Annotated in this window: 20 protein-coding genes; 5 read left to right on the top strand and 15 right to left on the bottom strand. The window is 40.3% G+C overall.

Features of this window, described 5'->3' with window-relative positions:
* Positions 1 to 11 precede the first annotated feature (11 nt).
* The 15 genes from plsX to H8Z77_RS06975 form a co-directional block, all read right to left on the bottom strand.
* Entirely contained in the window at positions 12 to 995 is a 984-nt protein-coding gene (plsX, locus tag H8Z77_RS06905; protein WP_186996579.1) for a phosphate acyltransferase PlsX, read from the bottom strand.
* Entirely contained in the window at positions 992 to 2,302 is a 1,311-nt protein-coding gene (gene trmFO / locus H8Z77_RS06910) for a methylenetetrahydrofolate--tRNA-(uracil(54)-C(5))-methyltransferase (FADH(2)-oxidizing) TrmFO (protein WP_186996580.1), read from the bottom strand. Before trmFO ends, plsX begins: the two co-directional genes overlap by 4 nt.
* Positions 2,299 to 4,380, bottom strand: a complete 2,082-nt coding sequence (topA, locus tag H8Z77_RS06915; RefSeq protein WP_186996581.1) for a type I DNA topoisomerase — start codon at positions 4,378 to 4,380, stop codon at positions 2,299 to 2,301. Before topA ends, trmFO begins: the two co-directional genes overlap by 4 nt.
* Positions 4,381 to 4,423: 43 nt before the next feature.
* Positions 4,424 to 5,554 (bottom strand): DNA-processing protein DprA, encoded by a 1,131-nt coding sequence (gene dprA / locus H8Z77_RS06920; protein ID WP_186996582.1) that lies wholly within the window; start codon positions 5,552 to 5,554, stop codon positions 4,424 to 4,426.
* Between the two features lie 4 nt (positions 5,555 to 5,558).
* Positions 5,559 to 6,344, bottom strand: coding sequence for a TrmH family RNA methyltransferase (locus H8Z77_RS06925; protein WP_186996583.1), 786 nt, complete (start codon positions 6,342 to 6,344; stop codon positions 5,559 to 5,561).
* A 137-nt stretch (positions 6,345 to 6,481) separates the two neighbouring features.
* Positions 6,482 to 6,835, bottom strand: a complete 354-nt coding sequence (gene rplT, locus H8Z77_RS06930) for a 50S ribosomal protein L20 (RefSeq protein WP_069987222.1) — start codon at positions 6,833 to 6,835, stop codon at positions 6,482 to 6,484.
* Between the two features lie 65 nt (positions 6,836 to 6,900).
* Positions 6,901 to 7,098: a 50S ribosomal protein L35 gene (gene rpmI / locus H8Z77_RS06935; protein ID WP_069987223.1), complete on the bottom strand. Its 198-nt coding sequence runs from the start codon at positions 7,096 to 7,098 to the stop codon at positions 6,901 to 6,903.
* A 19-nt stretch (positions 7,099 to 7,117) separates the two neighbouring features.
* Positions 7,118 to 7,642 (bottom strand): translation initiation factor IF-3, encoded by a 525-nt coding sequence (gene infC, locus H8Z77_RS06940; RefSeq protein ID WP_069987224.1) that lies wholly within the window; start codon positions 7,640 to 7,642, stop codon positions 7,118 to 7,120.
* A 267-nt stretch (positions 7,643 to 7,909) separates the two neighbouring features.
* On the bottom strand, positions 7,910 to 8,428 hold the full coding sequence (locus H8Z77_RS06945; RefSeq protein ID WP_186996584.1) for a hypothetical protein: 519 nt from the start codon (positions 8,426 to 8,428) through the stop codon (positions 7,910 to 7,912).
* A gap of 19 nt (positions 8,429 to 8,447) precedes the next feature.
* Positions 8,448 to 12,023 carry a helicase-exonuclease AddAB subunit AddA gene (gene addA / locus H8Z77_RS06950; protein ID WP_186996585.1) on the bottom strand — a complete coding sequence of 1,192 codons (3,576 nt, stop codon included), beginning with the start codon at positions 12,021 to 12,023 and terminating at the stop codon, positions 8,448 to 8,450.
* Complete coding sequence (locus tag H8Z77_RS06955; protein WP_186996586.1) at positions 12,016 to 15,393, bottom strand: PD-(D/E)XK nuclease family protein; 3,378 nt, start codon at positions 15,391 to 15,393, stop codon at positions 12,016 to 12,018. The genes addA and H8Z77_RS06955 overlap by 8 nt, the downstream gene beginning before the upstream one ends.
* A gap of 77 nt (positions 15,394 to 15,470) precedes the next feature.
* Complete coding sequence (gene spoIIR, locus H8Z77_RS06960; RefSeq protein ID WP_069987228.1) at positions 15,471 to 16,070, bottom strand: stage II sporulation protein R; 600 nt, start codon at positions 16,068 to 16,070, stop codon at positions 15,471 to 15,473.
* Between the two features lie 334 nt (positions 16,071 to 16,404).
* Complete coding sequence (ispE, locus tag H8Z77_RS06965; protein ID WP_186996587.1) at positions 16,405 to 17,259, bottom strand: 4-(cytidine 5'-diphospho)-2-C-methyl-D-erythritol kinase; 855 nt, start codon at positions 17,257 to 17,259, stop codon at positions 16,405 to 16,407.
* Complete coding sequence (locus tag H8Z77_RS06970; RefSeq protein WP_186996588.1) at positions 17,256 to 18,440, bottom strand: aminotransferase class I/II-fold pyridoxal phosphate-dependent enzyme; 1,185 nt, start codon at positions 18,438 to 18,440, stop codon at positions 17,256 to 17,258. The genes ispE and H8Z77_RS06970 overlap by 4 nt, the downstream gene beginning before the upstream one ends.
* Positions 18,437 to 18,916 carry an Lrp/AsnC family transcriptional regulator gene (locus tag H8Z77_RS06975; protein ID WP_069987230.1) on the bottom strand — a complete coding sequence of 160 codons (480 nt, stop codon included), beginning with the start codon at positions 18,914 to 18,916 and terminating at the stop codon, positions 18,437 to 18,439. Before H8Z77_RS06975 ends, H8Z77_RS06970 begins: the two co-directional genes overlap by 4 nt.
* Positions 18,917 to 19,261: 345 nt before the next feature.
* Here H8Z77_RS06975 and H8Z77_RS06980 point away from each other — a divergent pair, with 345 nt between their 5' ends.
* From H8Z77_RS06980 to H8Z77_RS07000, 5 genes are all read left to right on the top strand, one after another.
* Positions 19,262 to 19,531 (top strand): ACT domain-containing protein, encoded by a 270-nt coding sequence (locus tag H8Z77_RS06980; protein ID WP_069987231.1) that lies wholly within the window; start codon positions 19,262 to 19,264, stop codon positions 19,529 to 19,531.
* 21 nt (positions 19,532 to 19,552) lie between these two features.
* Positions 19,553 to 20,911 carry a PFL family protein gene (locus H8Z77_RS06985; protein WP_069987232.1) on the top strand — a complete coding sequence of 453 codons (1,359 nt, stop codon included), beginning with the start codon at positions 19,553 to 19,555 and terminating at the stop codon, positions 20,909 to 20,911.
* A 331-nt stretch (positions 20,912 to 21,242) separates the two neighbouring features.
* Positions 21,243 to 21,554, top strand: coding sequence for a hypothetical protein (locus H8Z77_RS06990; protein WP_069987233.1), 312 nt, complete (start codon positions 21,243 to 21,245; stop codon positions 21,552 to 21,554).
* A 25-nt stretch (positions 21,555 to 21,579) separates the two neighbouring features.
* Entirely contained in the window at positions 21,580 to 22,632 is a 1,053-nt protein-coding gene (locus H8Z77_RS06995) for a V0D/AC39 family V-type ATPase subunit (RefSeq protein WP_186996589.1), read from the top strand.
* Between the two features lie 16 nt (positions 22,633 to 22,648).
* The gene (locus H8Z77_RS07000) at positions 22,649 to 24,616 is read left to right on the top strand and encodes a V-type ATP synthase subunit I (RefSeq protein ID WP_186996590.1); all 1,968 of its coding nucleotides are present in this window, start codon (positions 22,649 to 22,651) and stop codon (positions 24,614 to 24,616) included.
* The last annotated feature ends 7 nt before the right edge of the window (positions 24,617 to 24,623 follow it).

Raw genomic sequence — 24,623 nt, forward strand, 5'->3', positions numbered from 1 at the left:
TTTTACCTCCATTATAAATTGGCTATAATTTCATGAATAACTTCTTTCTGTACAAATTCTTTTGCCTGTCGGATAGCATTTTTAAATGCATTTGGGTTGGAACTGCCATGGGCTTTAATCACAGGTTTCGCAATTCCCATCAAAGGCGCCCCACCATATTCTGTGTAATCCATTCGCTTTTTAAACTGCTTTAATTGGCCTTTTAATAATAATGCCGCTATTTTTGTTTTGGTAGAAGCAAAAAACATATCCTTTAGCTCTTTAATCATCAACGCACCCATGCCTTCTACTGATTTTAAAATCATATTTCCAGCAAAACCATCTGCTACCACAACATCACAAGCACCCAAAGGAATGTCCCTTGCTTCTACATTGCCAATAAAGTTGATATTGCTTTGTTTTAACAATTGGTACGCTTCTAGCTGCAATTCCCCACCTTTGGTTTCCTCAGCGCCAATATTAGCAAGGCCGACCCTAGGGGAAGGTACTTCCATAATTTTATTGATATAAATAGAACCCATTAGTCCGAACTGTTGCAACATTTCTGGACGACAGTCCAAATTTGCTCCGCCATCAATCAGCATAAAACAACCAGTGGCAGAGGGCATAATCGGCGCCAAAGCTGCACGTTTTACCCCTTTAATCCGTTTGACAAAAGCGGTGGCTCCTACCAATAAAGCCCCTGTACTTCCTGCGCTTAAAAAGGCATCTCCATTACCTGCTGCCAGTTCTTTTAAGCCAACTGCCATAGAACTATTAGACATGGAACGGCGGATTTCAACTGGATCAGTATGGATATCAAAAATATCATCCGCTTGGATTAGTTCCATTTGCGATAGGTCAATTTGATGTTCAGAAGCCACTTTTTTCATAGTAGGAATATCTCCCACCAATGTAATCTCTACTCCATCATATTCTTTCAGTGCCAGTTCACATCCCTGCAGCACTGCTAATGGAGCATCATCTCCTCCAAACGCGTCTACAATTACTCTCAAACTGATTCCTCCAAACATCTATGTAAAGATTCTAAGCCTCTTGCTGCAATTGTTTCATACCGCAACTGCTTATTTTTAATTCTTTCCGTTAATGGCGGTAAAATTCCCATATTTGCCCCCATTGGTTGAAAGTCCTCTACCATAGGATTACTGATATAGGCGGATAACGCCCCTAACATGGTATCCTGAGGCAGAGTAATTTCCGACTTGTGGTTCAGCTGGTTCGCCAAGGTAAGTCCTGCATAAATACCAGACGCAGCAGATTCCACATAGCCTTCTACACCGGTAATCTGCCCTGCAAATAAAATACGTGGATTCTGCTTCAAACGAAAATGGTTGTCCAATAGTCGGGGACTATCCAAAAAGGTATTCCGGTGCATTACCCCATACCGAACAAACTCCGCGTTTTCCAAACCGGGTATCATAGAAAAAATACGCTTTTGTTCCCCAAACTTCAGGTTCGTCTGGAATCCAACCAGATTATACATACTACCCTGGGTATTTTCTTTCCTCAGTTGCAAAACAGCATAGTATTTTTGTCCAGTTTCTGGATGATTCAATCCTACCGGTTTTAATGGACCAAAACGCAGGGTATCCTCCCCACGCTTTGCCATCACTTCTACTGGCATACATCCTTCGTATACTTTAAAATCCCGTCGGTCAAACTCATGCAACGGAGCAACTTCCCCGTGGATTAATTCTTGATAGAATGCTTTATATTCCTGTTCATTCATACCGCAATTGATATAATCCGCATCCCCTCTCCCATATCGGGCAGCAAAGTAAGCTTTTTCCATATCAATGCTTTCCGCGGTTACAATTGGAGCAGCGGCATCGTAAAAACTCAACCGCTTTCCTCCAACTAGTTGAAAAATACAATCCGCAAAATCATCGGATGTCAATGGTCCTGTGGCAATGATCACATATCCTTCTGGTATTTGAGTTACTTCCCCTGTAATGACTTGAATATTGGGATGGGAAGTAATCTGTTCAGTCACCAAATCGGAAAATAATTTTCGGTCTACTGCTAACGCACCGCCAGCGCCAACCGAAGATTTTGCTGCGCATGCCATGGTCAATGAACCTAAAATCCGCATTTCTTCTTTCAACATTCCAGCAGCGGAACCAATTCTAGCGGCTTTTAAGGAATTGGAACAAACCAATTCTGCAAAGCCCTGATATTTATGTGCCGGGGTATAGCGTTCCGGCTTCATTTCATATAAATTTACAGGGATACCAGCCTGCGCCAACTGCCAAGCAGCCTCACAGCCTGCTAATCCTGCGCCAATTACGGAAACTGGATTCATTCCTCTTTCCCTTTCACATAGCCACAGTTTTCGGTTGCACAGTAAATCTTTCCAGATTTACCTTTTTTCTTAAACATGGTTTTACCACACTTTGGACAAACATCTTTTACCGGTTCATCCCAACTCATAAAGCCACATTCTGGATTGTGTTCACAACCATAATAAATTTTCCCTTTTGCGGATTTTTTCTGAAGGATTTTTCCACCACAAGTTGGGCAGATTCCCGGTGTGGTGACAACAATCTTTTTGGTGTTTTTACAATCCGGGTAGCCGCTGCAAGCCATAAACTTGCCAAAACGCCCCATTTTGATGACCATCGGTTTTCCACACTTTTCACATACCTCATCGGTTGGCTCATCTGGAATATGGATTCTCTGACCTTCCATTGCCTTTTCGGCTTTCTCCAGATTCTTTTCAAAACCACCATAGAAATTCACAATGGTGTCCTTCCAAGGATGTTTTCCTTCCTCAATTTCGTCCAAATCTTCTTCCATATTCGCAGTAAAATCCACATCCACAATATTAGAAAAATGGTCTTTCATCAACTGGGTGGTCACTTCCCCTAAAAAGGTGGGTTTTAACTGTTTGTTATCCCGTTCCACATAATTCCTCATCACAATAGTAGTAATGGTTGGAGCATAAGTACTTGGACGTCCAATTCCTAATTCTTCTAGAGATTTAATTAAAGAAGCTTCGGTATATCGTGCAGGAGGTTGGGTAAAGTGCTGGTTTCCAGACAAAGAGTCCAGCTGTACAGGATCTTGTTTTTTCAAATCTGGTAAACTGCCCTGTTTTTCAGTTTCCTCATCTTTGCTTTCTTCGTACAACACCGTATAACCTGGAAACCTTACGGTATATCCAGACGCTTTAAAGGTATATTCTTTTGCGTTAATATCAGCAGATACAGTATCTAAAATAGCATTTGCCATCTGGCTGGCGATAAAACGTTCCCAAACCAGCTTATACAGTTTATACTGGTCCGATGTCAAGCTCGCTTTAATATCCTGTGGGACAACGTTTGGCATGGTTGGGCGAATTGCCTCATGCCCATCCTGGGAGCTAGATTTACTTTTATAAACCCGTGGTTTTTCTGGCAAATATTTCTCCCCATAACGGTTAGTGATAAACTCCGCTGCTGCCTGTTTTGCCTCATCAGAAATCCTCGTGGAATCTGTTCTCATATAAGTAATCAGACCAACAGCCCCTAAGCCTTCCACTGTGACACCTTCATAAAGTTCCTGAGCGGCTTTCATGGTGCGGTAAGCCTGGAATCCAAGTTTCCGAGAAGCTTCCTGTTGCATGGTGGAAGTGGTAAATGGAGCAGACGGAGATTTCTGCCGGGTACCCTTTTTCACATCCCCAACAATATAAGAAGCACCATCCAAATCCGCTAAAATCTGATCGGACTGTTCTTTGTTTACAATTTCTAATTTCTCGCCATTTTTGCTGTGCAGTTTCGCGCTAAATGTCTTTGGATTCCCTTCTTTATGGAATACCGCATCAATACTCCAGTACTCTTTTGGAACAAACGCTTTAATCTCCGCTTCTCGGTCTACAATCAAGCGGACTGCTACAGACTGTACACGTCCAGCGGAAAGACCTGGCTTAATTTTTTTCCATAAAAATGGGCTGAGTTTATAGCCTACAAGGCGATCTAACACACGGCGAGCTTGCTGTGCGTCCACCAAATCAATGTTAATAGCACGAGGATGAGACATCCCAGATTTTACTCCAGTTTTAGTAATCTCATTAAAAGTAACACGGTTTTCATCTTTTAAATCCAACCCTAAAATATAGGCAAGATGCCAAGAAATCGCCTCTCCCTCCCGGTCAGGGTCAGTTGCAAGGTACACTTTATCTGATTTTGCCGCCGCTTTTTTTAGTTCTTTAATTAATGGGCCTTTTCCTTTAATATTGATATACTGCGGCTCGAAATTATTTTCAATATCAATCCCCATTTTGGATTTTGGAAGGTCACGGACATGGCCAACAGAAGCAACCACGTCATAGCCCCTCCCCAAATACTTTTTAATTGTTTTCGCTTTTGCCGGAGATTCCACAATTACCAATTTAGACAATTTATTTCCTCCTAATACTCTATCTTAAAATAATCCCAATGGATCATCGTTTTATTTCATATTTATTTCCCTCTACCTTTTGAATCATACCTGACAGTTCTAATTTTGTCAGCGAGGACATTAACTGATAGATGGGTAGGTTCGCTTTTTGTGCTAATTCTGTTACTGTTATAGGTTGTTCTTTTAAACTTTTCCAGATTTGTAGCTCCTCATCTGTTAAACCTTCTGGTTGTTGCGGTGTAAAGTTTTTGATGGAAACTGTATTAAAATCCAGCTGGGTAAACTCCTGTACTGGAGGAGAAAACCGAAATGCTTCTACAATATCCCAAGAAGAAAAAACAACAGTCGCACCATCCCGAATCAATTTTTTTACCCCATAATACCTTGAATCAAATAAATCTGCTGGGGGTACGCAAAACAATTCTTTTCCTTGTTCTATCGCGCTATTTGCAGTGTGTAAAGAACCACTTTTTTCTGCTGCCTCTACAATCACTGTACCGTCGGACAAGCCGGAAATCAATCGGTTCCGGATGGGAAACAGGTTTTTCTGTACCGGCGTACCAGGAGGATATTCTGAAAGTAAAAGCCCACTCTGGGACAGGATTTTTTGTTTCAACCCATGGTTGGAGGCAGGATAATCCACATCCAATGGCGTTCCTAATACAGCTACAGTGGGGCTGTTTCCCTCTAATGCACCACGGTGGGCGCAACTGTCAATCCCAATAGCACAGCCACTGATCACCACAGTACCGTGTAAAGATAAATCTCTAGACAACACCATCGCAACCTTTTGGGAATAGGTAGAACACTTCCTGGTCCCTACAATGGAAATACACAATTTTTTTCTAAGGCAATCCAAATTACCACAATAGTATAGCACCATTGGGGGATCATCCATATGTTTTAGACGGACTGGATATGCTTCCTCCTGATATGTTACAATATGAATCTTTTTCCGCTGACATTCCTCCACTAAAGGAAGATACTCCTCCCTTTGGTAGGCAAGTATCCGTTTTCGGTCCGCAGAGGTCAAAAAAGAAAGCTCCCTGCTCCATTCTTTCCTATTTTGATAAAATTCTTCCAAATCAGGAAATTGGGATAATACCTGTACCGGTTTGATACTGCCATATGGAAAACATTCTGCAAACCAAATCCAAGTCAGCAATTCTTCCATTCTTTTATCCTTCTTTCGTCATCTCCCACATACAAATCTGAGCGGCTACTGCTGCATTCAAAGATTCCGCATTTCCTTTCATTCGAATAGTCACTGGGAAATCACATGCAGCTACAATCTGTTCTGGCAAACCATTGCCTTCATTTCCAATATACAAAACAGAGGCTCCTGAAAAATCGCAGTTTACCAGAGAATTGGCTTTAGGATTCACCACGGTTGCAAATGTTTTTACTCTATTTTGCTGTAATTCCTTTGTAAAAGAAATCAAGTCAGGGCAAACCATAAATGGCATCCTGAATAAAGAACCCATAGTAGAACGCACCACTTTTGGACTATAAAGGTCACAGGTTTGATGCAAAATCATCCCATTGATTCCAAAGGCTTCCGCTGTCCGAATAATCGTTCCTAAGTTACCTGGATCTTGTAACTGGCATAGGCAGAGAAATTGGCCACCTTTCCTTATTGTATCAATGTCCAGCGTTTTGTCAAGCATTTTGACCAACGCAAAGACACCCTGGGTATGTTCAACACTGGCCATTTTTTGCGCTACCGCATCCGATATCATTATCATATCATGGGTTTTCAATAAATTTCCGAGCTCATCATGATATTTTTGTAAACATTTTTCCGTAATTAAAATTTTTTCTGGAACCACACCACTTTTTATGGCATCGCATACTAAACGGACACCCTCCAGACAAAACAATCCAGTATGTTCCCGATATTTTTTTTGAGAAGAAATTTTACAATATTGTTTGACTAATTCATTCTCCCGGCTTGTAATGACCAATAAGAACCCTCCTTTTCAGCAGGAGCAGACAACCTTGTCCGATCATAAGATCAGGCAAGGTTGTCTACCTCTTCTAGAATTAAAAATGCCCTATGCCATTCTTTGACAAGAATAACAAAAGGGCGTTTTTCTTACAATTATAAAGCAGCTTTTGCTTTCTCACACAAAGTAGTAAATGCAGCAGGATCGTTGATTGCAATCTCAGACAACATTTTACGGTTTAATGTGATGCCTGCTTTTTTCAGGCCATTCATGAATGTAGAATAGTTCATGCCGTTCATTTTGCAGCCAGCAGAAATTCTTGTAATCCACAGACGTCTGAAGTCACGTTTTTTCTGTCTACGTCCAATATAAGCGTATTGGCCGGATTTCATAACAGCTTCTTTTGCTGTACGGAATAATTTACTCTTACCACCAAAATAGCCTTTTGCTAATTTGAGGACTTTTTTTCTTCTCTTACGAGTCATCATCGCTCTTTTTACACGAGCCATAGTATACAACCTCCAACATTTATGATGTTACATCCCACATAAAATCGGGGATGGCAGTAAATTTCTTATTTATAAGGGATGAGTTTTTTGATTACTGGTGCATTGGATACATCAGCATATGTGCCTTTTCTCAAGCCTCTTTTGCGTTTTGTAGACTTTTTGTTCAAAATGTGGGATTTAAAAGCATGAGCGCGTTTTACTTTACCGTTTTTGGTGAGGTTAAAACGTTTTTTTGCTCCACTGTGCGTTTTTTGCTTTGGCATTGTTTGTTCCTCCTATAAATTATTTCTTGGGTTTGGAAGAAATGAACATGACCATACTTCTGCCTTCCATTTTAGGCATCTTGTCAACAGAACCATACTCTTCACAAGCATCTTTAAAACGATCCAGCAAATCGTTACCCAAGTTGGTATGCGCCATTTCACGGCCGCGGAATCTTACAGAAACCTTTACCTTATTCCCAGATTTTAAAAACTTAATCGCGTTATTTACTTTTGTATTAAAATCGTGGGTATCAATATTCAAAGACATTCTAACTTCTTTTACTTCGATTGTCTTTTGGTTCTTTTTGGCTTCTTTTTCCCGCTTTGCCTGTTCAAACTTATATTTACCATAGTTCATAATACGGCAAACTGGCGGATTCCCCTGAGGGGCAATTTTTACTAAATCCAAATCTTTGGAATAGGCGATTTCCAGAGCCTCTTTTACGGTTAGTACGCCAAGCTGGCTCCCATCGTCATTGATTACGCGCACTTCTTTGTCGCGGATCTCCTCGTTAATGAGCAGTTCTTTGTTGCTAATGGTCAAGCACCTCCGACCCATATAGAAATTTTTTATTGTGTTACACTCATAGGTGTACATGGATAAGATAAATAGTATTGTTTTCCATACTATTTCTTTTAAAACCAAACAAAGCGCAGACAACCGTCTACGCTTTCAATACAAAATAACCTTTTTCCATCCAGAAAAGGGGGAATGTATTGACCCTGAATACCTTTGCAACAGGGTGAGAACGGTGTGTTCTACTTTGTTTTCTCATATAGTTTACCAGAAAGCAGCAGCTCTGTCAACCCCTTATTTTTTCTTTTTTTCTTCTTTCCATTTCTGCACCATTCTATACTCCTTATACCGCCTTGTCTGGGTGATTGCTGCAATCAAACACGGCAAGTTGAAAACCAAATTCATTCCCAAAAATGCTCCAATGGCACCCATCGGCTGTATCCAAGCTACAAAAAGACAAATAAGTACAAAAACTATCACTGTCAAACCCCAAAGCAGGACTACCGTCCTACCTTTTACTTTTGGAGTGATATCGGATTCATAATGGTTAAAATCTGGCATGCCATCCCCTGCAATTGCAGTTACCATGGATTCTGCATCCTGCAACGTACTGGATTGCTGCTTTGTAGAAGGTTGGCTCTGCATCGACTCAACAATAATCCCTGTTCCCAAATCCTCTAACTCTTCTTGGTAAAACAAATCATCGGAGGGTTCCAGCATGGATTCTGTTTCTTCTTCCACATGTGTCAGTAAATCCTCATCTTCTAATTCCACGTGGTCCAATATATCATGTAATTTTTCGTACGAAGCCATTGTTATGTCTCCTAATCCATTATAGTTTGATTTCTTCCCCTAAGGAGATAGCGTATAGAATACATTCTTTTATCGGTTTGCCTAACTTTTCCTGGATTGCCCTACGATACAACTCCAATTGTGGGGTATACCTCTCTTTTATCTGCTGTTTCGTGGCATGGTCTGTCTTATAGTCTACCAGCACAAGACCGTCTGATTCCTCTATAACACAATCAGCAATTCCTTGAATGAGGATATTTTCCCCTGCTACGCCACTATCTGAAAACACTTCGGTACTATCAATTTCATAAAAGAAATCCAGCTCACGGTAACAAAATATAGCTTGCTCCATCCGTTTACATAATTCAGAGTGGAATAAACGATTCAAGCCAGTAATATCCAGATTATCTGCCTGTAATTGGGTCAAAAATCCCTGTTCCACCATCCGATTAATCTCTTGGGATAAATCCTGCTTTGCTCGTTCAAAATCCGCAAACTGCACAAATAAATGGGTAGCCGTCCCTTTTTCCGCTGGAGTCAGCCCCTTCTTTGCTACAAAATCCGGACGGCGCAATTTTAACTTTCGATTTTCCCCCTGGGATTTTACAATCTGGGTGACTGATAATTTGGCTGGTATTTGGGTTAAAGCGGCATCTGAATACTGCCAGGAAAGCTGTTGTTTGATTTGCTCCAATATCTGTGGATCGGGGTGAAGTTCTTCCCACTCTTTTTCTGCCTCTTCCTGTTGCTCTTTCTGAGAAATAGGATGGGCTACTACAAATTTGATCTGGCTTTTGCTATTATCTGAACATTCCAACACTTCGCAATGCTGTCCCGCGAAATTCCGTAACCCATCCAAGGATGGATGGCGGACGAATCCCATACAAATCCAATCTGCGAAACTGTTCGCCTGTAACATAGAAGGTACCGGAATAGTAGATGACCTTCCCGCTTGCGCCACGGCTTTAGAAACCAAGCTGTTCAAGTATTTTGAGGTAACTGTAAGGATCAATTTTTCCTTTGCCCTGGTCATAGCAACATATAATATCCTCAATTCCTCGCTTAAAACCGCCTGTTTTCCAGAAAGGCAGGATGCTAAAAATGGGATTGTTTCATATTGCTTTAATAATTCCGGCTCAGCATGTTTCATGGTAAATCCCAAATCATGGTCGATGTAAAAGCTTTGCTTCATATCCTGAAAATTAAATTTTCCCACACAGTTGGCCAAAATACAGATGGGAAATTCCAGCCCTTTGCTTTTATGGATGCTCATAATCTGCACAGCAGAACTCTCCTCGGTCAACATATTGGCAGATTTCAACTCCTTTTGGGATTGTTCCGCAGTATCCATATAGCGCAAAAATCCGGACAGCCCCTGCCCATGGCTATTATGATAATGAGAAGCATAGTAAAGCATTAACCGTAAATTTGCCAGCCTTTGCTCACTGGAATCCTCCGCCCCAAACAGGGAATAAAACAAAGTTTCATCATAAATCTTTTGAATCAGTTTTTCTACACTTAACAAAGACGCTGCTTGGCGCAATTCAGATAGCTGATCTAAAAACTCTTTACATTTTTGTTTTTGTTCCGCCAGTAATACAACACATCGGTAAAGGGGGATTTTTTTGTCCACTGCCCGGATTTCTGCCAGATCATCCGGCGTAAACCCAAATACCGGAGATAATAAAATAGAAAGCAGAGGAACATCCTGTAATGGATTATCAATTACACGTAACAGGTTTAACAGCAAAGAAATCTCTCTGGTTTGGAGATACCCCTGGCTGTTTTCGGTCCTACAATCCAGTTGATATTCTGCCAGCTTGTTGGCAAAAACACTGGCATTCCCTTTAGAGTTTCGCAACAGGATAGCAAAATCGCTTAATTTGCAGGGACGTAAGGTTCCATCTTCCCCTTTCACCTGATATCCATCCCGGTACATCCGATGAATTAAGCCTGCGATGTATTCCGCTTCTTCCTCTATCCGTTCCGTCTTTTCCAATTTGGATAGGTCAACAAAATGAAGTTCGGCACAACTTTGGGGATTTTCAGGATACATAGCGGAAGCTCGCAACGGTTCCTGAGTATAGTCCAATCCTCCAATTCCAGGAGTCATCCACTGCTCAAATAGATAGTTGACCGTATTGGTAACCTCTTTCCTACTACGAAAATTTTCCGCCAACAGGATGGTAGCAGGAAATTTTCCTTGCCCATAAGGGTAATATTCCTGTTTCCGTCTAATAAAAATAGAAGGGTCTGCCAAACGGAACCGGTAGATGCTCTGTTTTACATCCCCTACCATAAATAGATTATCCCCATGGAAGGAGAGAGCCTGAAACAACATATCCTGTAATGGATTGATATCCTGTACTTCATCCACTAAAATTTCACGGAATTGGGCAGCAATGCGGTCCCCAACCTCTGTCCGTTGGTAGCTGCCATCCTTTTTTTCAAACAACAATGAGATGGTATACAGCCCTAAATCGGTAAAATCCAGCATGTTCCGTTCTAATTTTGACTGGTTCATCCGGTGATAGAATTCTTCCACCATCCCAAACAACTTTTGGAGATAAGGAAGCTGTTCCTTGCAATCCTGCTGAAATTCCGCTTCAGTACAGCAAAAATAGGCATCTTTCAGCTCTTTTAGTTGTTTTCTTGCCACTTCCCAATAAAACTTATCCTGATTGGACACCAAGTTCGCCTCAAATCCTTCTGGCTTCTTTTTACGGGATTTTGCAGGAAATTTAAATCTGGAAATCAGGGAGCAACAAGTATCCCAATCTGACTGCTGTAATTGCTGGTTTAACGCCTGCAAAGCGAAAATAGTTTGTTGGCAGTATCCCTCCATAAATTGATAGGTTACCGGACTCTGTTGCAATGCCTGATACCCATCCTGAAACAGAGAAATGCAATATTCTATAGTCTGATCAGCATATTCTAAAATTTTCTTTCCCCATGGACTATCTGCCAAACAACTCTCCCGTTCATAATTTTGCAGATTGTTCTGTAACCATTGTAAGGGGAATGGATAAGTACGCATATAGTGGTAAATCTCAATAATTGCCTGATGTAATTTCTGATCATTTTTCGGATGGAAATAAGCGGACAACCGCAAAAACTCCTGGTCTTGCACCGCGTATTGTTCCTCAAACAAATCAGAGAGCACCTGGTCTTCCTGCTGTTTTAAAGCGATTTCATCCCCAATATAAAAATCAGGGGAAAGCCCCAGTTCCTCAAAGTGGTCTTTGACAAAATCCGAACAAACAGCGTCAATCGTGGTAATTTTCGCCCGTTGCAATAACAATTTTTGTCTTTGAAGTTTTTCATCCTCTGGAAATTTTGCCACTAAACCATTCAATTGATCGGAAATCCTTTTCCTCATCTCCTTGGCAGCGGCACGAGTAAAAGTAACTACTAATAGTTGATCTGCCCAAATATTCTTTTCCCGGTGGGAGAGCTGATACACCACACGGGTTGCCAATACAAAAGTTTTCCCACTACCAGCGGAAGCAGAGAGCAATAGGCTGCCCTGGTCGCTGACAATTGCTGCACGCTGCTCTGGGGTGAGGTATTCCGGCAATAAGATTTCATCCAGCTGCTGTTGAGTCAACTCATTCATGCTCCCCCTCCTCTCGAATCTGTTCTAAAAATTCTTTCTTTTTGGTGGTTTTCACTTCGTTGCATGGATCATTGTCCTGATGTCCACATACCGACTGATAGGCACAGTACGTACAAGCATAACCATTTTTTTGTTCTCCATATCCTTTCAACGGCACAGGTTGAATATCCCCATCCAAAAGCCGCTCGCAAAGGGAAAGAATTTCCGAACGAACAAAATCTTTTACTTCCGCCATTTCATCCATTGTCACAAGAAACTCCAAAGACTTTTTCGAGAAGTTCCCCTCATCCTCCGGAGGCAAATCTTCTGTTTCCTGCATAGTAACTGGAAGGTACTTTCCACTGGAGCCTGGCTCTACTTTTTCCATTGCCTGGATAATCCTGGAATCCTGCAACAGCAGCCCATTCATTCGGAACCCTTCTTCTACCGACTGTTTCATATCCTCGTTTCCTTGGCTCCGCTGGAACAATGTAAATTTCCCCATACTTCCGTCAGCTGGCATATACAACACACCAGCTGGTACTGGATGGTTAAATTTTTCCTGTCCATTTTCCCACAAGGAAAATAGATAGAGAAGCATCTGCATGCTCAGACCATAATACAAATCGGAGATACGGAACACCTTTCCACTTCCAGATTTATAATCCACAACCCGTAAATAGGTTTTTCCGTCTTTCTGGTAGGCATCTACCCGGTCGATTTCCCCAATAATTTTTACACTGCCATGGTTGGAAAGCGGAATGCAAACCGGCTTTACTTCTCCATCCTCCTGGATTGGCATCTCAAACGATACCGGGCGGAAATCACTGACCAAAAACTCTTGTTGTACCCGGAGTGCAAGCTGTAACAGACTTTGTTCTAAATTGCGGTAAAGCGTTTTAAAGCGGGCGGTTTTGTTGATATCCCCACCCATAAACGAAATAAAAAATTCCTCTAATATTTCGTGAATCCACTGTTCCAACTGTTTTGAAGTACATCCTTCAAACCCGGGGCGTTTTAGTAATGCTTCCATTACATGATGTACCACTGTCCCCAAAGAAAGCGGGTCTAAATCCGCTTTCTTTCTAGGATACGCTTTCATCCCATTGGCACAAAAGAACAAAAATCGACACTTATAAAAATTTTCTGCTTGGGTTGGGGATATTCTCATATCCTTTCCAAACAGTTTTTCTACATTTTCCTGTTTTTCTATCCGAAATTTTTTCTGATGGGCTGCCGCCTGCAATTGATGCATAAACGGCTGCATTTCTTCCTGTTGCAAAAAATAAGATTTTAGCGTGACTGTATATGGGTCAGTATCATGGTAATGAAATGCTAGCTGGTGGAAGGCAGCAGAATGGGTTGCACATAAATGAGAATAGTCCAACTGATCCGAATAAGTAACAACATCCTCCCCAAACATTTCCTGCAATTGTCCGATTAGTTCCGATGGATAGCAAGCTTCCCCTCCCACATCGGACAACCTTGCAGTTAAGTATAATTTCTCGGTGGGAGAGCATAAAATACGGTACGCATAAAACCGTTCCTCTAAAACCCGATCCCTCAACGGACGGGAGAGTGAAATTCCCATTTCTTCCAGTTCTATCCGATCCATATCTGTAAAAATTCCATCAAACTGTGGATAATACGGAAAATTTCCATCATTGGCACCAAACACAAACACGATTTTTGGGTCATCTAAAATCATACGGTCTGCAGAACCAATCAAAACACTATCCATACTTTGGGGAATTTGCCCCATATCATATTCCTGCATAGCGGTTTGAAATAGTGCGGTATACAGGCGGAGTTCAACAGCATATTCCCCTGCGGCAACCGCCAACAATTCCAATAGGTTTACAAAAATATCCCAAATCCTTTGTTGTTCCTCTGCCTGCGGAATTTTTTCCTGTTCATAATAAGAGTTGATTTTTTGGGAGATTGTTTCGGGTATCTCCAGTAAATCCATTGCTTCCATCAGTGTGGAACCAATTTCAGCAGCTGTCGTACCTGCCTGCTTTACCAATTCCACCGCTTTTACCAGTTGGAATCGGATAGTTTCGGCTATTTGCAAATCTTCCTGGTCAGAAGGAAGCTGATGTGCCTCATCCACAAATCCACGGGGATTCTGGACAAATTTGTTTTTTAGTTGGGAAGCTGTGATATTCCAGGTATACAGGTAGTTCTCAAAGATAGAAACCTGGGTAACATCAAATTTGGTATAACCGGATTTTAAAATTCCCACCATACTATGTAAATCCGATGCCGCCGCGGCCTGTAATAAAAATATGGCGCACTGCATAAAAGCGTAGTCTTGAACCGAAACCGTTTCATCCATAAAATAAGGGATCTGATATTTTTTCAGGCTGCTTTCCAAAATATTGCGGTAATGTTCCATATCATGGGTAACCAAAGCAATATCCCGAAAATGGTATCCTTCCTGAACCAGCTTCCAGATTTCAGATAAAATTTCGTCAATTTCACTGTATTCGTTTGATGCCAACAACACTTTTATACTACTGGAATTTTGTGGATACTCCTCTACTTGAGGGCGTAAGATATGACGCTGTAAAAATAACAGCTCCTGATTTTCCATTCGGCTTGTCAGATAGATTGGTTTCTTAATCGAAACGCCTAATTTTGTTGCCATCCGTTTTAAGCTAGAGGCTGTCTGCCGGATGGTGTGAAATAAAGAACTATCCTCCTTTTCCCCATTAAGCGCAATTGTAACATCCCCTTGTTCCAACATCAGAGAGAGCATGCGAAATTGTTGTTGAGAAAAACTGACAAATCCATACAAGAAAACATGGGTATTCTCAAAAAAACGGCTGCCTTTTGCCCGTTCCGTTGCCTGAGTAAGATCGTCCGATGGATCCCGGTAAGAGTTCCCCAACATAGCAGTATACGTGATATATAATAAGGAAACATCCTGCATCTTCTGTTTTAATTTTCCATCAGGAATTTGGGAAGACGCCAATTCAAACTGTTCCGGTGTAATGGCAGAATTTTTAAATTCATCCACTGTTTGCAGCATTAATCCAGAAAATCCGTCTTTTCCAATGGAATTCTGATAAATCTGTAAACCATCCTGTACTTCCCGCATTGCCAAATGCATCATAACTGTTTTGGCGATATTGTCTGCATAGGTTCCAGCTAAGCCGCCCAACTGTTTAAAAATCGCATGGGACAACCTGCGGAAACTCAATACCTGGATATTTTTTCGGAGGTGCGGTGGCAATCGGCGGTTGCATTCCCGTTCTGTGCGGAACGAAAATTGTTCTGGCACTAATACCATGATTTTTTTTGTACTGTGTTCTGACAAATCCGCCATCTGTTCCAGCATAACATGGAATTTTCCACTATGTTCTGGCCCTAATAGTAATTGTAGCATCTTTCCACCTCCACTTTACCTTATCAATGATAATCATTTTACAGGAAATCACGGTAAAGTGCAAGGTGCATAGCCTATCATTCCATATTTTGCTTTAATTTTTCCCACCATTCCAACACAGCAAACCGCACTTCGTATTTTGGGTCGCTGTTTACTACTTCCAGTTCCTGCTGGTTTAACACATCATCCATAGTTTCCTGTGGTTCCGCTGCTGGCACACAAAGGGGTGGATAAAGTACACACCACCAGTTGTGCCCTTCTCCATTTCCGATTACAATCCGTAGGGCATCATAATTTCCAGCTGGCAAAGTAATCGTATCGTATGTCCTTGTTTCAAACCACATATTTACCATATAAATTTGAACATCGTAGGAATAACCTTGTTTATGGATTTCATCCAGTGCAATCTCCCTGATTTCCGGTAAATGCTGTGCTACCTGTTCCTCTGTCTGTTGTAAATCCCCTGTTGATTCAAACAAACCCTGGGTATCCTGTAAAATCCTATCACGCACCTTTAATTTTAAATCTTGATCTTCCTGGCTGTCAGAATTGGCTAAAATATGTAGCCGAAATACAGACTGGGAAATCTCCCTACAATCTGCTTCAAAACCAACAAAGCTCCCCACCATAATGGCTAAAATCAATCCGAACAATACCGCCACTTCTGCTTTTTTCATGATAAAATACGTCCTTTCCGATTACAACTGTCTATTCTGCTTTTATGGGATATTCCATAATAAAAACCCGTCCCACTGAACAACCTTCAGTATGGACGGGTTTTTATTTTTTATACAAATAAATCAATGCTATTTCATTTTATATTTCAATATAAAATGATTTTTTGATTTCATCATATTATTTTGCTATTTCATTCATATGACACAAACCATAAATTACTCTAGAAAAACAAGTTATCATAAATAGATAATACTTATTTTTACCATTCCATTTTACTTGATATTGCCAACTGTTCCATTCAATAGATTGGAATCTAGTTAATATTAGATGAATTTATTTTTTACAGGGCTTGCATACATACACCTGCTGATAAGTCTGGGAAAGGGAAACCGCACATTCTTTGGCATCTTCTTCTTGTTCAAAAATACCAAACACGGCGGAACCGCTTCCTGTCATCTGGGCGATATAAGCCCCATGCTGGTGCATTGTCTGGCGGATCTCCGCTATCTCCTGGAGCGGTACAGCATATTCCAACACATTGGCCATAGACCGGGATAATGTTTCTAAATCCTTTTCGTAAATAGCCTGAATTACCCCATTGGTTTTTGGGCGGATCATCTGTTGTTCTTCTAGCGCATCATATGCTTGGTATACTTCCACTGTACTTAATCCCTGTTCTGGCTTTGCCACAACAAACCAACAAGGGAACATATCCTGTAATTCCAGCAGGTTTTCTCCAATGCCAGTAACCAGCATAGTCCCTCCATGAAGGCAAAATGGAACATCCGCTCCCAATTTCAGCCCAATTTTATCCAATTGTTTGGTTGATAACGGGGTATGGTATAACCGGTTCAAACCTTTTAACACAGCCGCCGCATCGGAACTTCCTCCTCCCATGCCTGCACCGTGGGGAATCCGTTTTTGCAGTGTGATTTTGACGCCTCCATCCAGATGGGTCGCATGAAAAAATGCTTTTGCCGCCTTAACCGCAAGATTCTTTCCATTACAAGGAATATCCGGGCAATCGCATTCCAACGAAATTTCATTGGATTTTTCTAAGGTAATCTGGTCGTACAAATGGATGGTTTGCATTACCATTTCCAGCAAATGATATCCATCTTCACGCTGCCCGGTAATATCTAGGGAAAGGTTCAATTTTGCCGGGGCTTTTATTTTAATACAATTCATTTATTTTCCCCTTTGGTATGGCGTTTTACAAAGCGTTCCATCCGTTTCATTGCTTCCATCAAATGGTTTACAGAATAACAGTAAGAAATACGGACAAATCCCTCCCCGCTGGCACCAAACGCAGTACCTGGAACCACTGCTACATGTTCTTCCTGTAACAGGGTATTACAGAACTCGTCCGACGTCATACCAGTACAACTGATATTTGGGAATGCGTAAAATGCCCCTTTTGGTTCAAAACAGGAAAGTCCCATTTTCCGCAAAGCATCCACCAAATACCGGCGACGAGTGTCATATTCTGCGGCCATCTCTTCAATATCATGATCACATTCCTTTGTAGCGCAAACAGCAGCATATTGGCTGGTAGTAGGTGCGCACATAATGGCAAACTGATGTAATTTCAACATCTGTTTAATGATTTCTTTTGGCCCTGCGGCATAACCAAGACGCCATCCTGTCATCGCATAGGTTTTGGAAAAACCATTGATGACAATAGTGCGTTCCCGCATCCCCTCAATGGAAGCAATTGAAACATGTTTGCCTCCATAAGTCAGTTCCGCATAGATTTCATCGGATAATACCATAATATTGGTATCCCGTAACACCTCCGCAATTGCCTCTAAATCCTCCCGGTGCATAATCCCACCTGTTGGATTATTTGGAAAAGGTAGTACCAAAAGCTTTGTTTTTTCTGTAATATGTGATTTCAACGCTTCTGGAGTCAAACGGAAATCATCTTTTTCACAAGTAGGGATTGGAACAACTGTCCCCCCACTCACGGTCACAATTGGTGCGTAGGAAACAAAACAAGGTTCTACTACTAAAACTTCGTCCCCCGGTTCCACCATGGAACGGATACACATATCAATCCCTTCCGAGCCGCCAACGGTAATAAAGATTTCCTCCTGTGGGTCATATTGTAAAGAAAAACGGCGATCCAGATAGCTGCTAATTTCCTTTCTCAACTCAGATAAACCAGCATTGGAAGAATACCAGGTACGACCACGTTCTAAAGTGTGAATGCCAGCCTGACGAATTACCCAAGGGGTCTTAAAATCTGGCTCCCCTACCCCCAATGAGATAACATCTTCCATCTCATTGGCAATATCAAAAAATTTACGGATACCAGAAGGCGCCAGGGAAACTACCTTCTGAGATAAAATTTTACTATAGTCGATCATAAAATGCCTTGGCCCCTCTCGTCGACGTCGGTGTCACAAGTGACAATGCCGCCCTCTTTATATCTAGTCAAAACAAAATTGGTGCGTGTGGAAATAACAGAATCCAACGGCGCCAAACGGCTGGAAACAAAGATTGCGATATCACGGAAGGTTTTTCCTGTTACAATCACAGAGAGGTCATAACCACCAGAGATCAAATAAACGCTGTCCACTTCGTGGAATTTCATAATTGATTTTGCGATTTCATCAAAACCATGGGTAGATTTTGGAGTAACTTTTACTTCTATAAAAGCCATTACCAAATCCATATCCAATTTTTCATAATCCAACAATACTTTATATCCGCGGATAATTCCCCGTTTTGTATAATCTTCGATTTTCTGCTCCACTTCTTTTTCGGTAGTTCCCAGCATCACTGCCAGCTGCGCATTTGTAAAACGAGCATTTTGGGAAAGTAATGTTAATAATTTATCCAATGAAACTCACTCCTTTATAAAATTCAATCAATTATCAACATTTTAGCATAAACCATTTGGTTTTGCAAAAAATCCAAAGCATGATATTTTCCTGTTAAACCTCTCATTGGTATCTGTTTTTTTGCAAAACAACCGCTTTTTCTGGTAAATTCCTTGCCGTTTTAACGGCATCCCAATAAAATATAGGATTTTATTCTTTGAAATACTTCCTTTTTTGCTAAAATATTGTTATAATGAAGAATAGTTGTTTTATTTGCCCTTTTTGCTGGAATTTATGAGGGCAAAAACCAATAAAAGCTGCCAAACTGGCAGACTATGATTTGTAGATTGAAAGGTTGAAGTAACATGAAAGCAGTTATTACAGTAATTGGTAAAGATATGGTTGGCCTGCTCACAAAAGTAAGTGGTGTTTGCGCAAACCATAACGCAAATGTATTGGAAGTAACACAATCTGTATTGCAGGATTTATTCGCAATGATTATGTTAGTAGATATCTCCAAATTAGATGGGGATTTAACAGACCTTTCCAATGATATGAAAGACCTGGGAGAAAAAATCGGTGTTCAAATCCATGTTATGCATGAAGATATTTTTAATACCATGCACAGAATTTAATAAGGAAAGGATTTGCCGTTAATGTTAAATACACATGATATTTTAGAAACAATTAATATGATACAAAACGAACACCTGGACATCCGTACCGTTACAATGGGGATCAGTTTGTTAGATTGTATCGACCCTGATATTGAAAAAGCCTGCCAAAAAGTATATGACAAAATCCTGCGCTGTGCCCAGAACCTAGTACCAGTATGCCAGGAAATTGAAAATCAATACAGCATCCCAATCATTAATAAAAGGATTTCCGTTACACCAATCGCGATTATCTCTGCTGCGTGTAAAGAGCAAGACCCTGTAAAATTTGCTTTGACATTGGAAAAAGCAGCAAATGCTTGTAACGTTAATTTTATCGGTGGATATTCCGCATTGGTACAAAAAGGTTTTAGTGCTGGTGACAAGGAATTGATTGAATCCATTCCTAGGGCTTTAGCAGTTACAGACCATGTATGTTCTTCTGTCAATATTGGTTCCACCAAAACAGGTATTAATTTGGATGCCTGCGCTATGATGGGTAAAATCATCAAAAAAACAGCGGAAGAAACAGCTGACCGCGACTGTATTGGCGCCGCAAAACTGGTTGTATTTTGTAACGCACCAGAGGATAACCCATTTATGGCAGGCGCGTTCCACGGCGTTGGGGAGCCGGATTGCATCATCAATGTTGGTGTATCTGGTCCAGGTGTAGTAAGGGCAGCGTTGGAAAAAGAAAAAGACGCAAACATCACTCAGATTGCGGATACCATTAAAAAAACTGCCTTTAAAATTACCCGTATGGGAATGTTGGTTGGTACCGAAGCTTCTAAACGTCTGGGGGTTCCATTTGGTATTGTTGACCTTTCACTGGCACCAACGCCTGAAGTAGGCGATTCTGTTGCACATATTCTGGAAGAAATCGGATTAGAAAAATGTGGAACACACGGTACAACCGCTACTTTGGCAATGTTAAACGACGCAGTAAAAAAAGGTGGCGTAATGGCCTCTTCCCAAGTTGGTGGGTTATCTGGTGCGTTTATACCAGTGTCCGAAGATGCTGGTATGATTGACGCCGCACGTTGTGGCGCTTTAAGTATTGAAAAGCTAGAAGCGATGACAGCAGTTTGTTCTGTAGGTTTAGATATGATTGTTGTCCCAGGTGATACACCAGACGATACCCTCTCTGCAATTATTGCGGATGAAGCTGCAATAGGCATGGTAAACTTTAAAACCACAGCAGTGCGTTTGATTCCTGCAATTGGTAAAAAGGCTGGAGAAGAATTGAACTTTGGTGGTTTATTGGGTACTGGTCCAATTATGGAATTGAATACAAAATCTTCCAGTAAATTTATTTCTCGTGGCGGACAAATTCCAGCTCCTCTACAAAGTTTGAAAAACTAACAAAATTTATTTACATATTATTCACACAAAACACAATTAATGCAAGATTAAACCCCACAACTTGCATTTTAGAATGAATTCACTAAAAATATGTACAAAACATGGCGGCCTTAAAATAAGTAGGCCGCCATGTTTTTATTGTTTTTGATGAAATTATTCCATAAAATAATATTATTTTATATTATTCCTATTTTTATATTGTGATAATAAACAAAATATTATCAAACATTTAGTTTATTCATAATATTTGCTATTGCAAATATTGCAATTTGGGTATACAATAAAGGAAATTATTCCTTACCTATTTTACAGGGTAGAACGGAGGGGTTTTATGCAGGAGTTAATTAACCGGATTATTCAGATTAACCAAATTGCTGACCAGAAAGTAAAACAAGCGGAAAGCGAACAGCAGAAAGCTTTCAACCATCTGGAAACAGAAAAAGTTGACGTGTCTGATGAAATCCAATCCAGAGCAACCAATCGTTTGGGTAACTTTGAAGACAGTGAAAAACGGAATGCGGAAGAATCAATTAAAAAAATTCGCCACCGTTACCACATGGAAAAACAAAGGTTACAAGAAATTTACGACCAAAACCACAAAAAGTGGGTTGACCAATTGGTTAACCAGGTATTACACAAATAACTGAGGTGGATAAGGAGTTGTCATTATGCTGAACACGATGACCAATAAAGCAATTGTGACAAAGGCTCGTGCCATGTACGGCAAACGCATCACCTCAACTCAATACGACGAGATGATAAAATGCCGTTCAGTCAATGATCTTGCTACTTATTTGAAAAATGAAACACATTTTCAAACAATTTTATTTGGAATCAATGAATCGAATATCCATCGTGGTCAATTAGAAAACCTATTAAGACGAGATGTGTTTGACCAGTACACAAAATTGTACCATTTTACAACATCCTCTCATAATGATATGTTTCAATCCGTGATCATGGAAGAGGAGATAAAAGAAATCCTCCGTATGGTATTATTGTTAAAAGCAAAAAATCCACAAAGCTATATTTTGGATTTGCCAGCTTATTTGATTTCTAAAGCACATGTAGATTTAATGGAAATGGCAAAGGTAACTACCTACGATGAATTAATTCAAGTATTAGGGAATACCGAATATGCTGCTATTTTACGAAAATATCAGCCCAACGAAAACCATCCCACTATTAGTTATATTGCATGTGAACACGCATTTTATGAATATTTTTTTGAAAAAACACGGCACATGATCCGACAAGTATATCGTAGCAATGAACAATATGAGCTACTACGCCTACTTGGTATCCGGATTGATCTGTTAAACCTGACCAATATTTATCGTGCAAAAGCTCTGTTCCAAACATCTGAAAAAAATGCTTTGAAACGTGTTTTTCCTTTTTATCATAAATTATCTGCTCAGAAAATACAGGAAATTGCAGCTTGTGATAGCAAAGAAGCTGTAGAACAAAAAATTTCGAACTGGTTCGGAAAAGTAGGACAGTATGGTATTGAATGGGATTCAAATTCGTATATTGAAAAATTGACCGATCGTATCACCTATCATATATCACGACAATATATTCATACATCTACCCACTCATCCGCAGTATTTTATGCTTTCCATACCCTAAGCCAACTAGAACTTACTAATGTAATCAACATCATTGAGGGGATCCGCTATCAAATCCCACAAGATGAAATTCAAAATTTGATTGTTCGGTAAAGGAGGTGTATGAAGCATGTCAATTGAAAAGATGTCTTTAATGAACATCTATGGTGATATCAATGATTTGGATCAAGTTTTGATCCGTTGCTGCGAAAGCAAACTGTTCCATGCTGAGACAGCACCAACTGGTTCTTCTGGTAATACTGTATTCCGTACTGTCAACGACCCAAATCCTCATATTGGAGCAATGCAAAACATTACTCAGTTATTAAATGATTTATCCATTCCGGAAGTTTATCAAGATTATTCCGATCTGGACATGACGGATGCACAAATTGAAGATTATATTACCCAAGTACAAGGAAAAATAAGAGAGTTTCTTCAAAAACGAAATCAGATAAAAACGGACCTGGATATGCATAATCAGGCAGCTGTCACTGTAAGCCATATGTTTGGTTTGAATTGCAAGATTGAAGATATTTTTCAATTAAAATATTCCACAGCTTGTTTTGGACGGCTCCCAGTAGATAGTTATCCAAAACTTGCATATTTTTCAAAAAAGAACTTTTTTTTCTTTCCCTTTGACCATGATGAATATTACTATTGGGGAATGTATTTTGTTCCGATCAGTGATGCGGATGAGATTGAAAACCTATTTGAATCATTGTACTTTGAAGAAGTTAAAATCCCGGATTATGCTCATGGAAACCCACAGTCAGCAGCAGAGGCGCTCCATAAGCAAATTCAAGAAGAAAAAAACGAGATTGCGAAAATTGATCAGCAATTAGAAGAAGTCAAAAAACAGGAGTTTATTCAGCTACAGCAGGTATATTCCCTCATCAAAGTAAAACATGATTCCTTCCAATTCCGAAAGTATGCTGTTATATTCGACAAACAATTCCGTTTGGAAGGTTTTGTCCCAAAAAGAAAAGTGAAAAAATTTGCCGCACTTTTTGATGATCTTCCAAATGTAATTTGTGAGGATTGTCCAGAAGATACTGATGCAAGGCTAACCCCACCAGTTAAATTGAGAACCAATTGGCTGTTCCGTCCATTTGAAATGTATGTGGAGATGTATGGTCTGCCAGGTTATTATGATTTTAACCCAACTTCCTATATTGGATTGATTTACACCCTATTATTTGGTATGATGTTTGGCGATTTCGGCCAGGGTATCTGTGTCATCCTCGTCGGTATCTTTATGTGGAAGTGGCGCAAGATGATGCTAGGGCAAATATTAACCCGTTGTGGTGTTGCAAGCATGTTCTTCGGCATGTTGTATGGATCGTGCTTTGGCTTTGAAGGGTGTTTCAAACCGCTATTTAACGCCATTGGATTAGGAAATATCTTCCCGTTGGATGTGATGGATTCCAATACCTCGATTTCCATCTTGATCGTTTCGCTTGGAATTGGCGTTGTAATCATTTTAGCTTCTATGATCATCAACATCTATTTAGGATTTAAGAAAAAGGATATGAAAAAGGCGCTTTTCTCCAACAATGGTTTAGCTGGTTTATTGTTCTATGGCGGTATTATTGGAGCAGTTATCCTAATGTTGGTATTAAAAGTAAACGTATTTAATCCTTTCTTCTTAGCAATTGTTGTGATTTTACCATTGGTTTTGATTTTCTTCCAACAACCTTTGGGACAAAAGTTAAACCGTCGCCTGTTTAAAAAGCGTAAAAAAGAAGAGGAAGAAAAATTTAGCGGCGTAGACGCCAGCTTTGAAATGTTTGATATCCTCTTAAGCTATTGTACCAATACCCTTTCCTTCTTAAGGGTAGGAGGTTTCGTATTAAGCCATGCTGCTCTAATGTTGGTTGTTATGACCTTCGCCCATATGGCAGGTAGTTTTGGCAGCCCAATTGTAGTTGTAATTGGTAATATTTTTGTTATGGGTCTGGAAGGTTTGATTGTCGGAATCCAGGTATTAAGGTTGGTTTACTATGAAACCTTTAGCCGTTTCTATGAAAGTGATGGAAAACCTTTTAAACCTTTAACCATTGATTTTAAATACGCCAAAAAAGGTCGTAAAAAATAATGGTGTG

Source organism: Clostridium facile (assembly GCF_014297275.1).
Lineage (GTDB): Bacteria > Bacillota > Clostridia > Oscillospirales > Ruminococcaceae > Massilioclostridium > Massilioclostridium facile.

What these genes read in the sequence shown, in the direction of transcription:
- H8Z77_RS06955 (WP_186996586.1), bottom strand. Translation starts at nt 15,393, where the DNA reads ATGCTACAATTACTATTAGGGCCAGAACATAGTGGAAAATTCCATGTT.
- H8Z77_RS06980 (WP_069987231.1), top strand. Translation starts at nt 19,262, where the DNA reads ATGAAAGCAGTTATTACAGTAATTGGTAAAGATATGGTTGGCCTGCTC.
- rplT (WP_069987222.1), bottom strand. Translation starts at nt 6,835, where the DNA reads ATGGCTCGTGTAAAAAGAGCGATGATGACTCGTAAGAGAAGAAAAAAA.
- H8Z77_RS06990 (WP_069987233.1), top strand. Translation starts at nt 21,243, where the DNA reads ATGCAGGAGTTAATTAACCGGATTATTCAGATTAACCAAATTGCTGAC.
- addA (WP_186996585.1), bottom strand. Translation starts at nt 12,023, where the DNA reads ATGAATGAGTTGACTCAACAGCAGCTGGATGAAATCTTATTGCCGGAA.
- H8Z77_RS06985 (WP_069987232.1), top strand. Translation starts at nt 19,553, where the DNA reads ATGTTAAATACACATGATATTTTAGAAACAATTAATATGATACAAAAC.
- H8Z77_RS06945 (WP_186996584.1), bottom strand. Translation starts at nt 8,428, where the DNA reads ATGGCTTCGTACGAAAAATTACATGATATATTGGACCACGTGGAATTA.
- spoIIR (WP_069987228.1), bottom strand. Translation starts at nt 16,070, where the DNA reads ATGAAAAAAGCAGAAGTGGCGGTATTGTTCGGATTGATTTTAGCCATT.
- trmFO (WP_186996580.1), bottom strand. Translation starts at nt 2,302, where the DNA reads ATGAATCCAGTTTCCGTAATTGGCGCAGGATTAGCAGGCTGTGAGGCT.
- H8Z77_RS06970 (WP_186996588.1), bottom strand. Translation starts at nt 18,440, where the DNA reads ATGATCGACTATAGTAAAATTTTATCTCAGAAGGTAGTTTCCCTGGCG.
- ispE (WP_186996587.1), bottom strand. Translation starts at nt 17,259, where the DNA reads ATGAATTGTATTAAAATAAAAGCCCCGGCAAAATTGAACCTTTCCCTA.
- dprA (WP_186996582.1), bottom strand. Translation starts at nt 5,554, where the DNA reads ATGGAAGAATTGCTGACTTGGATTTGGTTTGCAGAATGTTTTCCATAT.
- H8Z77_RS06995 (WP_186996589.1), top strand. Translation starts at nt 21,580, where the DNA reads ATGCTGAACACGATGACCAATAAAGCAATTGTGACAAAGGCTCGTGCC.
- rpmI (WP_069987223.1), bottom strand. Translation starts at nt 7,098, where the DNA reads ATGCCAAAGCAAAAAACGCACAGTGGAGCAAAAAAACGTTTTAACCTC.
- H8Z77_RS07000 (WP_186996590.1), top strand. Translation starts at nt 22,649, where the DNA reads ATGTCAATTGAAAAGATGTCTTTAATGAACATCTATGGTGATATCAAT.